The following is a 13,212-nucleotide window of genomic DNA, read 5'->3' as shown; positions in this document are numbered from 1 at the left end:
CGACCGCACCATGAACATCAGTACTCATCCGGGCCAGCCCGCACCGCGCATCGCCGTCATCATTCCCAGTTACCGGGTCACCCGCCATATCCTCGGCGTGATCGCCGCGATCGGGCCGCAGGTCCACCGCATCTATGTGGTGGACGATAAATGCCCGGACAATTCCGGCGATTTCGTGGCCAGCCAGTGCACCGACCCGCGCGTGACCGTGGTACGCCACGACGTCAACCAGGGCGTGGGCGGAGCGGTCATGAGCGGCTACCGGGCCGCGATCGACGACGGCATGACCGTCATGGTCAAGATCGACGGCGACGGCCAGATGGACCCGGGGCTGCTGGACAACTTCGTGGCGCCGATCGTCAATGGCGAGGCCGATTACACGAAGGGCAACCGCTTCTTCAACCTGGACCACATCCGCCGCATGCCCGCCATGCGCCTGTTCGGCAATGCCGTGCTGTCCCTGATGACCAAGCTTTCGTCCGGCTACTGGGACCTGTTCGATCCCACGAACGGCTACACGGCGATCCATGCCGACGTCGCCCGCCACCTGCCGTTCGACAAGATCAGCAAGCGCTATTTCTTCGAGACGGACATGCTGTTCCGCCTGAACACGATTTCCGCCGCCGTCATCGACATTCCGATGGATGCGCACTATGGCGACGAGGTCAGCAACCTGAAGATTTCGAAGATCGTCACCGAGTTCCTGTTCAAGCACATGCGCAATTTCGCCAAGCGCATCTTCTATAACTACTACCTGCGCAATATGTCCGTGGCGTCGCTGCAGCTGCCGCTGGGTCTGCTATTGCTGCTGGGCGGGGCCGGCTTCGGCGCGGTGCACTGGATCATGTCCGCGCGGGCAGGCGTGCCCACCACTGCCGGCACCGTGATGGTGGCGGCGCTCCCTGTCATCGTGGGCTTGCAGCTGGTGCTGGCCTTCGCGGCCCATGACATCGCTTCCGTGCCGCGCCGCGCGCTGCACCTGGCGCTGCGGCGGCGCCGGCCGTGATGGCACTGCGCGGTTTCCTCAGCCGCCGCTTTCTCACCTACCTGGCCGGCGGCGTGCTCAGCGCGCTGGCCGACGTGGGCACGATGCAGGCGCTGCTCGTTGCAGGCGTGCCGGCTGTGCCTGCCGCCAGCGCCGGCTTTGCCGTGGGCCTGCTGGTGAACTACAGCTTCCATGCGCGGGTCACGTTCCGCGACCTGGCCGGTGGCGGCAGCGGCACCGTGCTGCGCTACCTGTGCCTGGTGGCGATCAACTACCTGATCACCGTGGCCATGGTGGCGGCCGCCGAACGCCTGCTCGGCATGGCGATGCCGGGCAAGCTGTTGTCGATGCCGGTGGTGGCCGTCAATGGCTTCCTGCTCGGCAAGCACTGGATCTTCCGCCAGCGCGCCGCGCGCGGGCACTGAGCCTGCCGGCCCGGCGCCCGGCCCCTGCCTTCAGCGGCTGCCGATCGCCACGAAATGCAGCGCGATGCCCAGCTGGCGCGTATCGGCGCCCTGGCCGATGGCCGCGGGTGCGGTCGGTTTCGGCACGTCGATCGTTACCTCGGTCACGGTGCCGTCAGTCTCCATGTCGAACACGCGCGACTGTTCGCGCGGTCCCATGCTGAACGCCTGTTGCTGGTCGCCCACGCGCAGCGTGAAATCGTGCTCCTGGTTGGGGCCGAACGCATTGCCGCGGATGACCAGCCGCAATGCGCGCGGCAGCGGCGCGGCGAACGTCAGCCGCACCTGCGGTCCATCGGACCATGCACCCCACGGCTCCGGCGTCGAAAGCCCGGTGACGGACGCCAGCACGCCGCCGGCCTTTGGATCGGCCATCGGCACCCGCGTCAATTCACCCTTGACGGTATTCAGGCGGATCAGCGCGTAGTCCGGCGTGCGGATTTCCGGCACGATGGTGTCGGGCAGCGGGTGCGGCCCCACGACCACCAGCCAGCGCCGGTCCGGCGGCAACTCGTTGGCCCGCAGCGGCGCGCCGGGTACGAGCTCGATGAAATCGGCACCGGCCGTATCGATATGGAACAGCGCCCGCAGCAGGCCGGCACCGTCGCCGGCCACCGTCACGCCGGCCGCCTCTTCCTTGCCCAGGTAGTCCCGCACCATGCTACCCGCCTTGTCATAGGGGTCCGGCACCTGCTGGCTGGCCATCGTCAGGTACGAGGTCTTCTCGCCCAGCACCATCGCCAGCGGCAGCAGCAGGAAGGCGAACAGCAGCCGGCCCGGCCGCTGCCACAGCGCCCACACTGCCAGCGCCACCAGCTGGAAGGCCACCAGCAGCTTCAGGTAATACGGCGTGGCGGCCAGCAGGTTCAGTTCAGGGCTGTCGACGAAGCTGGTCGGATAGACGGCGACCAGCGGCATCGCGGCGGCCAGCACCAGCGGCACCGCCATGAGCGCGGCCACGACGATGCGGCGCCGGCGTTCGCGCGGCTGCGGCGCGGCCAGCGGGGCGGCGGCCAGCAGCACCAGCAGCGGCAGCACGAAATTGTAGTAGCGCATGTGCAGCCGCGTGCCTTCGCCCGGTGCCGCATCGGCGATGGTGGCCGTGAACAGCACCGTGACCGCGACGGCTGCGCCCAGCATCAGCAACACGAACACCTGCGCCCGTGCCAGCGCGGGGTCGCGGTCGCGTTTCGGCGCCGCCAGGTGCGCCAGCAGCGTTGCCAGCGGCAAGGCCGCCAGCGCGGCCAGCGCCAGCACGTGTCCATACAGGCTGGTCAATGCCGGCGCGATCAGCCGGGCAAAGCGCCCGGCACCTTCGTTATTGGTGGCGTGGTTGCCGTAGAAACTGCCCAGCAGCCCCACCCCGGCAGGCCCCGCCACCAGGTAGCCGAGCGCCGCCTTGACCAGCAGGGTCATGGCCAGCGCGGCGCCGGCCATCACCGCGAACCGGCGCAGCCAGCCCTGCCCGCCCGCCACGCACAGGTACAGCATGAATGCCAGCAGCGGCGGCAGCAGGAACAGGCCGTGTACCTTGATGGCGCATGCCGTGCCCAGCACGGCACCCGCCACCAGCCCATAGCGCAATGGCGGCAAGTGGTGCTTCGTCAATGCGGTCCACGCCAGCACGCAGAAGGCCAGGAAATACATTGCCTCGGGCATGAAGTACGCCGTATAGGTGTTCACGGGCATCAGCAGCACGACCACCGTCAGCGCCTGCGCCGCGCCGCGGCCCAGCACCGTGCGGGCAACGCCGTAGACGAACGGCGCGGCAGCGATATACAGCGCGATATTCATGATGCGGGCACACGCCAGGAAGCCGGGACCGCAATGGCTCGTCTGCCCGAACAGCGCCAGGTACAGCCACGACGGCAGGATCGAATCGGCCAGCGGGTACAGGCGGGCCGATTTGCTGTACAGCCATTCGTCGGCGAAGACGGCGGGATACATGCCGGCGCTGCGCAGCACGAGGTACAGCGCCAGCACGCCCAGGGCAAGTGCAAAGCCATGGCGGCGCAGCAGCGCAACGGCGGAATCGCCACGCAGCAGCGTGGCCGGCGCAGGGTCGGGCATCTTGGTCATTTGGTCGTGGTGCGGTGCAGCCTGGCTTCCTGCTCGGCGGCGAATCCGGCGCCGACCCGCAGGTCGCCCTCGTAGCTGAGGTGGTTATTGTCGCGGTACATCAGCGTCCCGCCGGCGGCGACGTGGCAGCGCTGCCTGTCGCACAGGTACTCGGCGGGGCGGAACTGCTGCACCATCGGGAAGTCGGCCAGGATGGCGCGCATCAGGCGCTCATGGTCGGCCGTGCCGCGTTCGAAGTTGGCGCGGGCAATCGAACAGTCGCGGCGCGTCTTGCTGCTGGGGATGCCGGCACGTGGAATACAGGACCGGGGATCGAAATCGAGCGCCGGCACGTCGTGCAGCCAGATCACCTGCTTGCCCGCCTGCGTGTAGCGGCGCAGCGTTTCACGCAGCGCGGCGATATGCACGGTATTGCCATCGCTCAGCTTGGCCGCGGTGGACAGCAGCACCGTGTGGATCGACGGCGTTTCCAGCGCCAGTTCCAGCATGCGCTGCGTTACCGCCTGGTATTCATCGCCGATCGACGGATCGAGGCCCCAGTAGGGAATGCGGGTGCCGAACATCACCATGTTCTCGCCCCGGCTGCCGTACCAGGCCTGCAGGCCGGCATTGACGTGGTAGGCGTGGCTGTCGCCGACCAGCGCCACCGTGGGCGCCCGGTCCGGCCACGTTTGCAGGCAATACTTGTACAGCGTGTCGAAGCCGTAGCGCTGCTTGCAGGCCGCCGCGTTGGCCACGTCTTCCACGAGGACCAGTGCCTTCTGCATCCGTTCACTGGTGGCGATGGCGGCGCGCCGCGGCAGGCCATCCTTCAGGTACAGCAGCGCCCCGCCGGCGGCCAGCGCCAGCATTGCCGCCGACAGCAGCGCCACGCGCGCGCGCGGCGTGCGCCATGTGCGCAACGGGCGTTCCACGAGGCGCCACGTGGCCCAGGCCAGCAGCAGCGCCAGCGCCAGCGCGGCGGCGCGCAGGCCGGCCGAGGGCGTGCCCGATTCCACGATCTGCGCGAACGACAGCAGCGGCCAGTGCCACAGGTACAAGGGGTAACTGACGATCCCGATGGCAACCAGTGGCCGGCTGCCCAGCACGCGATTGACGCAGGCCTGCGGCCCGGCACCGATCAGCAGCACGGCGCCGGCCACGGGCAGCAGCGCCCACCAGCCGGGAAAGGCGCGCTCCTTGCTGGCCAGGCCATAGGCCAGCGCGACCAGCAGCAGGCCCAGCACGGAGGCGGGATGACGATAGCGGTGCAACAGGCGCCCTGCCAGGCCGGCCGTGGCAGCCGGGTGCTGCCCCAGCGCCGCGCAGGCCAGCAGCGCGCCAGCCAGCAGTTCCCAGGCGCGGCTCGCCGGCGAATAGAACGTGGCACTGGGGAACGCATGAAGGCCTCCCACGTTGACGGCGAACGACAACACCGCCAGCACGGCGGCACAGGCGAGCGCCTTGCCACGGCGCGCCGACCACAGCAGTGCCAGCGGCCACAGCACATAAAACTGTTCCTCGATGCCCAGCGACCACAAGTGCAGCAGCGGCTTGGTTTCAGCGGCGGTATCGAAATACCCTACTTCCTGCCACAGGAAGATATTCGACAGGAATGCCGTGCCGCCGAACACGTGCTTGCCCAGCATTTTCAATTCGTCGGGAAACAGCGCCAGCCAGCCGAACGCAATGCAGGCCACCATGACCAGGACCAGCGCCGGGAATATGCGCTGGATGCGGCGCCCGTAAAAAGCGGCGATCGAAAAATGGCCCGCCGCGATTTCACCGGCGACGATGCGGGTGATCAGGAAGCCGGAAATGACAAAGAAAATATCGACACCGGTGAAGCCGCCGCGCAGGGCGCCAGGGAATGCGTGGAAGACCAGCACGCCGATGACGGCCAGTGCGCGCATGCCATCGATGTCAGGCCGATAGAGCAGTTTTTCACTGCCATGCAGTTTTTCACCGCCAGGCAGTTTTTCGCTGGCGTGGGTCGGGTGGCCCAGCCTGTCGTGGCTTTCCAGTTTCATCGCGCTGACTTCATCGACCCAGCTCGGGCGTCACAAAATGGACGATTTTACACGATGTCCCTGGCGCAACCTATCGCTCGTTTACCCCATCCTTACCCCGATTTTCCATGGTGACAGTTCTGCAATATACTGGCCGCCTTATCGAGTCCAGGATGACGTTTTGACCGCCTTATTGACCCCTTCAATCGACACCAGAAAAGCCGGCGCGCGCCGTTTCGTGCTGGGACTGCTGCTCGTGCTACTGGCTTTCGTGAGCCTGGCGCCACCCGATCACAATGGCGATTTTGTCGAATACACGCTGGTCGCCCATGCGATCGCCACGCACGGCACGCCCGACATCCGCCTTGCCGATATCGACACCGTCAAGCACGCGATACCGCAATGGCGGCACGTATACGAATTCCTGGAAAAAGACATGGTGGCCGGCAAGGAAGAGGTCTACGCCGCGTTCGTGCGCGGCCGCGGCGGCGATGTCTACGCCGTGCACTTCTTCGGCTATCCGGCGCTGGCGGCGATTCCTTACAAGCTGTTCCAGCTGACAGGCCTGCCGCCGTTCCGCTGCTTCCTGGTGGTCAATGCCGTGATGATCTTCGTGCTCGGCATGGCCTTGCTGCGCCTGTTCGGTTCGGCCACCCGCGCCGCGGCGGGCCTGGCCTTGTTCATGCTGTGCGGCGGCATGCTGTATGCCCGCTGGTCGAGCCCGGAATGCCTGAGCGCGGCAGCGCTGCTGGCGGCGCTCGCATATTACGGCAGTGGCGCCTTTATTCGGGGTGGCCTGCTGGGCGGACTGGCCACGCTGCAGAATCCCACGATCCTGTTCTTTTTCGGCTTTGCCCCACTGCTGCGCCTGTGCATCGACTACCAGCCGGCCATTGGCCTGGCGGCGAACCTGCGCCGGCAAGTCACCGGGCGCGCCGTGGCCGGCCTGGCACTGGGCCTGGCGTTGTTCGCACTGCCGCCGCTGTTCAACCTGTACCAGTATGGCGTGCCGAACATCATCGTCAAGAAGTTTTCCAATTCCGATTTCGTCAGCACCACGCGCTTCGTGTCGTTCTTCTTCGACCTGAACCAGGGCCTGCTGATCGGCGTGCCCGCCGTGGCGGCAGCCCTGCTGTGGACAGTTTTCGGCAAGCGGCACGCGCGCACGGTGCCGCTGCTGGCACTGGCAATGCTGTTCATGCTGGCACTGGTGGTACCGGCGATGGCGGTGCTGAACTGGAATTCCGGCGCCGTGGGCATCATGCGCTATGCGTTCTGGGCGGCCATGCCGCTGCTGTTCGTGCTGCTGTGGCAGGCCGCGCAATTGCCACGCTGGCCTCGCATGGCCGTGACCGGCATCTTCGCCGTGCAGCTGGTCTGCATGGTGCATGCGCTCAGCTACACCTACGTGCAGTTCAGCCCCCTGGCGCTGGCGGCGCTGCGCTGGCTGCCGGGTCAATATCACCCGGAGCCGGAAATCTTTGCCGAGCGGTCCGCCAACAACGACGACTACATCAACCCGGCCCACGTGTATCACTGGCCGCGCGAAGGCCAGCCCGTGAAATGGCTGTACAACACAGGGCATCCGGGCATCGAGCAGAAACTGTGCGGCACCGGGCAGGCGTTGGCGCCGGCCAATGCGGTGACCGATACCTACCGGGGGTGGCGCTATGTCGACGGTGCGCTGCTGTGCCGGCAGGAAGGCGCCGGTGTCATCCGCCTGACCCTGCCCCAGTTCCAGTACAGCCAGGGCGTGCAGCTGGCGCAGGGCTGGAGCGGCCCGGAAGCGGGCGGCGGCGAATGGGATGGCGTGTGGAGCAATGGCGATGCCTCCACCCTGTCGATCGACCTTCCGGCGGACAAACGCACCAGCACACTGACGTTGCTGGGTCACTATTTCGAGGGCAATCGCCGTACCCGCGTGGCGGTCGACGGGCGCGATGCGGGCTGGGTGGAACTGGACAAGCGCAATACCATCCCGCTCGGTCACATCCAGGGGACGCGCATCACGGTCACGCTGCGGCACGAGGCCCCCGCCCAGCCGAATGGGCAGGACACGCGCAAACTGGCGTTCTTCCTGACCGGCATCGAGGTGAAATAAGGGTGAAGTGAGGGTGAAGCGACGGGGTGAAGCAACCCCGTGGAAACGGAACCGCCGCGACTGGCGCGGCGGTTCCGTGGGACTTATTCCTTGCGCAGGCCGCCGAGCAGCGCGGCCAGCTTTGGCTTGGGCTTCGATGGCGAAGACGAGGATGGCGTCGTCGTGGTCGTGGCCGCGTTGCCGGGGCGGCTAGGCTCGTAGGGCTTGAGGAACCATGGATCGACCTTGTCGCGGCGCGGGCCGGACGGGCGGGGACCGCGGTCGGTGCCGGCGCCGGGGCCAGGGCCCGGGCGGCCGTTGCCGCTGCCGGCATAGCCGCTGCTCCGTGGGCGCTCGCCCTCGGGGCTGCGCGGGTGGCGGCGCTCGCCATGCCGTTCTTCGCTGGCGGGACGGGCACCGGGGCGGAAGCCTTCCAGCTCGCCGCGCTTGATCGTCTGCTTGATCAGCTTTTCGATGTCGACCAGCAGGCGCTCGTCCTTGTCCGAATAGATCGAGATCGCATCGCCGGAGGCGCCGGCGCGGCCCGTGCGGCCGATGCGGTGCACGTAGTCTTCCGCGTTGTACGGCAGGTCATAGTTGATCACGCACGGCAGGTCGGAAATATCCAGGCCGCGCGCCGCCACGTCGGTGGCCACCAGCACGTCCACTTCGCCGCGCTTGAAGGCATCCAGCGCCGCCATGCGTTCCTGCTGCGTCTTGTCGCCATGGATCGCGGAAGCCTTCATGCCTTCCTGTTCCAGGCCGCGCGCCAGGCGCGAGGCGCCGATCTTGGTGTTCGAAAACACGATCACCTGCTTCAGCTCGCGCTGGCGCAGGATGTGGGCCACGGCTTCGCGCTTGTTTTCCTCGGTGACCTTGTACACCACCTGGGTGACCTTGTCGGCCGTGGCATTGCTGCGCGCGACTTCGATCGTGACGGGGTCGGTCAGGAAGGTCGACGCGAGGCGCTTGATCTCGGGCGAGAACGTGGCCGAGAACATCAGGTTCTGGCGCTGTTTCGGCAGCAGGTTGATGATGCGCTGCAGGTCCGGCAGGAAGCCCATGTCGAGCATGCGGTCCGCTTCGTCCATCACCAGCATCTGCACCTGCGACAGCGAGATGTTCTTCTGTTCCACGTGGTCCAGCAGGCGGCCCGGCGTGGCGATGACGATCTCGACGCCGCCGCGCATGATCGCGGCCTGCGGCTTGATGTCGACGCCGCCGTAGACGACGGTCGAGCGCAGCGGCGTGTGCTTGCAATACGCGGCGACATTTTCCGCCACCTGCACGGCCAACTCGCGGGTCGGTGCCAGGATCAGCGCGCGCACCGGGTGGCGCGCCGGGCTCATGCTGGCGTTCGCGTGCGCCAGCAACAGCTGGATGATCGGCAGCGAGAAGCCGGCCGTTTTACCGGTGCCGGTCTGGGCTGCGCCCATGACGTCGCGCCCCTGCAACAGCACGGGAATCGCCTGCGCCTGGATCGGCGTGGGGTGTTCGTACCCCTGGTCGGTCAGGGCGCGCAGGATGTCGGGAGAGAGGCCAAAGTCGGCGAAACGCACCTGGACGGGCGCCACGGGCTGGGCGGTTGTTTCGATGTCAGACATAAATGAGTGGTCGTGCGACCATGCTTTCCGATAAAAAACTACAGCTGTGACCGGGACGGCCAACCTGTCGAGGCTGGAACGGCCAACCCCGAATAATACCTGTTCCAGGCCGGCTACGCACAAAATAGCCGTACAGCGCCGGATTTTATTGCATTAAAGGAAAACGTTTGCTGGCATAATCGCCGGATGCGCGCTCACCTCTACTTCCTCGCAAGGCCGCTGCGGGCGGCCGCCATGGCGGCATTCACCGTGCTCGTGATGCTGGCTTCCATTCCCCCGGCGGCGCTGGCCGAACCCGGGGCACCGCCGACCCTGCGCTTCAAGAAGCTGGGTCCGCTCGGCAACGACGAGCCATCGATGCTGTCGCTGCTGCAGGATCGCCAGGGTTTCATGTGGATCGGTACCCATGTAAATGGCCTGTACCGCTACAACGGCTACCAGGCCGTGCGCTACCAGAGCCGGGCGAACGACCCGAAAAGCCTGCCGCACGACCGCGTTTCCGCGCTGTATGAAGACCGGCAGGGCCGCATCTGGGCCGGCACGCAGGACGGGCTGGCCCTGTACAACCCGGGCAGCAACGATTTCACCGTGTACAAGGCGCCTCAAGGGCCGCAGGGTACGCGGTCCGTCAACCGGGCCATCATCAAGCAGATCATTTCCGACGGCGCGAATGGCATGTGGCTGGCCAGCTGGGGCGGCCTGCAGCATTTCGATCCCGCCACCGGCAAGTTCACCGTGCATGCGCACGATCCGAAGCGGCCGGGCAGCCTGGCCAGCAACGACGTGAACGCCATCGCGCTCGATGCCAAGGGCGGCCTGTGGGCGGCCACCTGGCCCGGCGGACTCGATTACCTGCCGCCGGGCGGCAGCGAATTCGTCCACCACCACGTGGACCCGGCCGGGCAGACCGACCCGCGCACGAACATCGTCCGCGCGCTGCAGTTCGATGCCGACGGCGCGCTGTGGATCGGCACCGAGAGTGGTGTACTGCGCTGGGATGGCAAGAGCGACTGGACGACGCGCCGGCAGATACCGGCCCCGAACAGCCGCGTGACGAGCTTCTACATCGACCGCAGCGGCACGCTGTGGGCCACCACGCTGTCGGCCGGCCTGCTGCGCTGGAATGCGCAGGCGGGCACGTTCACGCAATACCGGCACACGCCGAACGATCCGTATTCGCTGCCGGGCGACAGCACGCGGGCCATGCTGCAGGACCGCAGCGGCATGCTGTGGATCGCCACGTTCACGGACGGAATCGCCCTCGTCAACCTGAACAGCAGCGGCTTCGCCCGCTACGTGCCGCAGCATTTCGGCACCGCCACCACCACTACCGGGAGCACGGCCACTGTTGGAACAAGCGCCGCCGTGCTGGCCGTGGCAAAGGCGCCGGACGGCAAGCTGTGGCTGGGCGGGAACGTCGGTATCAGCCTGTTCGACCCGGCCACTAACGCCGTGGTGCGGCGCTACACGTCCGATCCGCGCCAGCCGGGGTCGCTGTCGCAAAACATCGTCTACAGCCTCTACCAGGGTGCCGACGGCCCGCTGTGGGCCGGCACGTCGAATGGCCTGAACCGACTCGACGATCCGGCCGGGTCATTCAAGACCATCCACTTCGGCAACCCGGCCAGCGACTACATCAATGCGATCGCGCCGGGCCGCGGCGGCATCCTGTGGCTGGCCACGGGCAACAGCCTGATCCGCTACGAACCGGCCACGGGCAAGCACCGCATTTTCCAGAACGATCCCGCCGATCCGGACAGCCGGGCCGTCAACGGCACTTCGTCCGTGCTGGAAGACCGCACCGGCCGCGTGTGGATGGGCTCGGAGTGGAATGGCGGCGGCCTCGACATGCTCGACCCGAAGACCGGCAAGTTCCGCCACTTCACGCACCGCGCGGGCGCCGCCGACAGTCTGGCCGACGACAACGTCTCGTCCGTGCACGAGGATTCGCTGGGCCGCATCTGGATCGGCACGGCGAAAGGCTTGCAGCAGGTGGTGCAGTCGGGCGATGCGATCACGTTCCGCTCGTATGCCGAAGCAACGAAAGGGGCCAAGATCCTGTCGATCCGCAGCGACCTGGACGACCAGCTGTGGGTCAGCACGATCGTGGGCCTGTTCCGCGTCGATCCCGCCACGACGAAGGCCACGCTGTACACGGCGGCCGATGGCATGACGGACGGCTTCACCGTCAACTCGTCGACACCGGGCCCGGACGGCATCCTGTATTTCGGCGGCGTGCACGGCCTGACGGCGGTGTCGCCGCGCGAGGTGCGCAGCCAGTCGGTGCCGCCGCAACTGGCGATCACCGACATCAAGGTCTACAACCGCTCGCTGGCCGAACCGGGCCCGCACGCAGGCGTGACGCTGGAGGGCACGGTGACGGCGCCACGCGCGCTCACGCTCTCCTCCATCACGCCGGCGTTCTCGATCGAGTTCGCGGCGCTGCACTACACGGAGCCGGCGCTGAACCGTTATGCCTACCGGCTCGAGGGCTTCGACCGCGACTGGGTGGAAACGGATGCAACGCGCCGCCACGCCACGTATACGAACCTCGACCCGGGCCGCTACGTGTTTCGCGTAAAGGCGTCGAACCATCGCGGCCAATGGACCGAGCAGCCGGTGACGCTGGCGGTAACGATTACGCCGCCGTTCTGGGAAACGTGGTGGTTCCGCACACTGGCCGCCTTGCTGGCCCTGGCCCTGTTGTGGACCATCTGGCACTGGCGCGTGCGCAGCCTGAAGCGCGACAACCGTTCGCTCGAAGAGCTGGTGCGGGCACGTACGAGCGCGCTGGAAGACACGCACCTGAAGCTGGCGGCGCAATCGACCACGGACGGACTGACGGGCGTAACGAACCGCCGCGCCTTCGATGCGCAGCTCGACGCCGAATGGCGCCGCGCCGCCCGCACGGGCCAGGTGCTGGCGCTGGCGATGGTGGACCTGGACTGGTTCAGGCAGTACAACGAGCGCTATGGCCACGCGGCCGGCGATGCCGCGCTGCGCGCCGTGGCCGAAGTGCTGGGGAGGCATGGCCGGCGCACCACCGACGTGGTGGCCCGCTACGGCGGCGAGGAATTCGCCGTGCTGTGGGCCGCCGGCGATGCGTCCGTTGCCGAGCGTGGCGCCCAGGCGATCGTCGCCGAGGTGGCGGCACTTGAGCTGCCGCACGAGGATTCGCCGCTGGGCAAGCTCACCGTCAGCATCGGCGTGGCGGCGATGCAGCCGCAATCGGAAGCGCCGCAGGAGCTGGTGCGGCGGGCGGACGAGGCCTTGGTGCGCGCGAAGGTGCGCGGGAAGAATGCAGTGGTGGTAGCGATAAATGCAAATAAGGAATGACGCAGGCCGGTAGGTGTCGGGTTCTCGATTCCCGCGTATAAGGTACACAGAGCGGGCCTGTCACGCGCCCGTGCGAGTCGGGTTCGGGCAGCGCATTTCAAATGCGTGGAGAAATTCCGCGAGCACGCTTTCCAGCGTACTGGGAGGGAAGCAAGCATCCGAGACTGGGCCAGAGCCAATTTGCCAGATGCAACGCTCGGCACCGTTTTCGTCTTTTACCAGCAATAACGTCACCGCATCGAACGAGGACATGCCCAGATGGGACAAATGGAAGCGCGCGAACGTGTTTTCATAAGGCTCGACGTGTGCGCCCGAATCGCCGCCACCGGCAAGAACCGAACCCGCAAGCAAGGCATACACGCGTTCGGCAGGCATGGCAAACAAGCCTTCCTCGAACCGGTTCCGGGGCACGGACAGGAAATCACGGACCCACCGGGCAACGCCCAGCATGTCGACCGAGGTGTCTTCCGGATCGCCTACGCAGACGTCCCCGATCAGGAAGGTGAACACCCCAAATACCCATCCGTCCACCGTTGCGGTCAAATCCCATTCAACGGCGAATAACGCCTTGTCATCTACTGTTTTCATTCCTGGAGTCAGCCAGCGACAGGACATACTTGCCGGCGGTCGTCCACGATGTGGTGCCGGTGTTCTTCATTGTCACATTCACCGAGTA

At 66.7% G+C, this 13,212-nt stretch carries 8 protein-coding genes; 4 read left to right on the top strand and 4 right to left on the bottom strand.

The genetic code is table 11. The features are described from left to right. Nucleotides 1-10 precede the first annotated feature (10 nt). Both EWM63_RS17740 and EWM63_RS17735 read left to right on the top strand, forming a co-directional pair. Nucleotides 11-1,006: a glycosyltransferase family 2 protein gene (locus EWM63_RS17740; protein WP_130187721.1), complete on the top strand. Its 996-nt coding sequence runs from the start codon at nucleotides 11-13 to the stop codon at nucleotides 1,004-1,006. Continuing rightward, on the top strand, nucleotides 1,006-1,410 hold the full coding sequence (locus EWM63_RS17735) for a GtrA family protein (protein ID WP_130190447.1): 405 nt from the start codon (nucleotides 1,006-1,008) through the stop codon (nucleotides 1,408-1,410). The genes EWM63_RS17740 and EWM63_RS17735 overlap by 1 nt, the downstream gene beginning before the upstream one ends. Nucleotides 1,411-1,440: 30 nt before the next feature. Here the strand turns inward: EWM63_RS17735 and EWM63_RS17730 are convergent, their stop codons facing one another. Both EWM63_RS17730 and EWM63_RS17725 read right to left on the bottom strand, forming a co-directional pair. Then, nucleotides 1,441-3,528 carry a DUF7024 domain-containing protein gene (locus EWM63_RS17730; RefSeq protein WP_130187720.1) on the bottom strand — a complete coding sequence of 696 codons (2,088 nt, stop codon included), beginning with the start codon at nucleotides 3,526-3,528 and terminating at the stop codon, nucleotides 1,441-1,443. After that, nucleotides 3,525-5,537, bottom strand: a complete 2,013-nt coding sequence (locus EWM63_RS17725) for an acyltransferase family protein (RefSeq protein ID WP_229487353.1) — start codon at nucleotides 5,535-5,537, stop codon at nucleotides 3,525-3,527. The genes EWM63_RS17730 and EWM63_RS17725 overlap by 4 nt, the downstream gene beginning before the upstream one ends. A 160-nt stretch (nucleotides 5,538-5,697) precedes the next feature. On the opposite strand from EWM63_RS17725, the gene EWM63_RS17720 reads away from it, so the two are divergent. After that, nucleotides 5,698-7,617 (top strand): hypothetical protein, encoded by a 1,920-nt coding sequence (locus EWM63_RS17720; RefSeq protein WP_130187719.1) that lies wholly within the window; start codon nucleotides 5,698-5,700, stop codon nucleotides 7,615-7,617. A gap of 83 nt (nucleotides 7,618-7,700) precedes the next feature. Here the strand turns inward: EWM63_RS17720 and EWM63_RS17715 are convergent, their stop codons facing one another. Next, nucleotides 7,701-9,200 carry a DEAD/DEAH box helicase gene (locus EWM63_RS17715; protein ID WP_130187718.1) on the bottom strand — a complete coding sequence of 500 codons (1,500 nt, stop codon included), beginning with the start codon at nucleotides 9,198-9,200 and terminating at the stop codon, nucleotides 7,701-7,703. Between the two features lie 186 nt (nucleotides 9,201-9,386). Here EWM63_RS17715 and EWM63_RS17710 point away from each other — a divergent pair, with 186 nt between their 5' ends. Next, nucleotides 9,387-12,536: a ligand-binding sensor domain-containing diguanylate cyclase gene (locus EWM63_RS17710; protein ID WP_229487352.1), complete on the top strand. Its 3,150-nt coding sequence runs from the start codon at nucleotides 9,387-9,389 to the stop codon at nucleotides 12,534-12,536. Between the two features lie 60 nt (nucleotides 12,537-12,596). Here the strand turns inward: EWM63_RS17710 and EWM63_RS17705 are convergent, their stop codons facing one another. After that, nucleotides 12,597-13,124, bottom strand: a complete 528-nt coding sequence (locus EWM63_RS17705; protein ID WP_165390856.1) for an Imm42 family immunity protein — start codon at nucleotides 13,122-13,124, stop codon at nucleotides 12,597-12,599. Between the last annotated feature and the right edge of the window lie 88 nt (nucleotides 13,125-13,212).

The organism is Pseudoduganella lutea (genome assembly GCF_004209755.1).
Classification (GTDB): domain Bacteria; phylum Pseudomonadota; class Gammaproteobacteria; order Burkholderiales; family Burkholderiaceae_D; genus Rugamonas; species Rugamonas lutea.
The sequence above is the reverse complement of the archived record's forward strand: the minus strand, read 5'-3'. Positions and strand labels throughout refer to the sequence as shown.

What these genes read in the sequence shown, in the direction of transcription:
- EWM63_RS17715 (WP_130187718.1), bottom strand. Translation starts at nt 9,200, where the DNA reads ATGTCTGACATCGAAACAACCGCCCAGCCCGTGGCGCCCGTCCAGGTG.
- EWM63_RS17730 (WP_130187720.1), bottom strand. Translation starts at nt 3,528, where the DNA reads ATGACCAAGATGCCCGACCCTGCGCCGGCCACGCTGCTGCGTGGCGAT.
- EWM63_RS17705 (WP_165390856.1), bottom strand. Translation starts at nt 13,124, where the DNA reads ATGAAAACAGTAGATGACAAGGCGTTATTCGCCGTTGAATGGGATTTG.
- EWM63_RS17740 (WP_130187721.1), top strand. Translation starts at nt 11, where the DNA reads ATGAACATCAGTACTCATCCGGGCCAGCCCGCACCGCGCATCGCCGTC.
- EWM63_RS17710 (WP_229487352.1), top strand. Translation starts at nt 9,387, where the DNA reads ATGCGCGCTCACCTCTACTTCCTCGCAAGGCCGCTGCGGGCGGCCGCC.
- EWM63_RS17725 (WP_229487353.1), bottom strand. Translation starts at nt 5,537, where the DNA reads ATGAAACTGGAAAGCCACGACAGGCTGGGCCACCCGACCCACGCCAGC.
- EWM63_RS17735 (WP_130190447.1), top strand. Translation starts at nt 1,006, where the DNA reads ATGGCACTGCGCGGTTTCCTCAGCCGCCGCTTTCTCACCTACCTGGCC.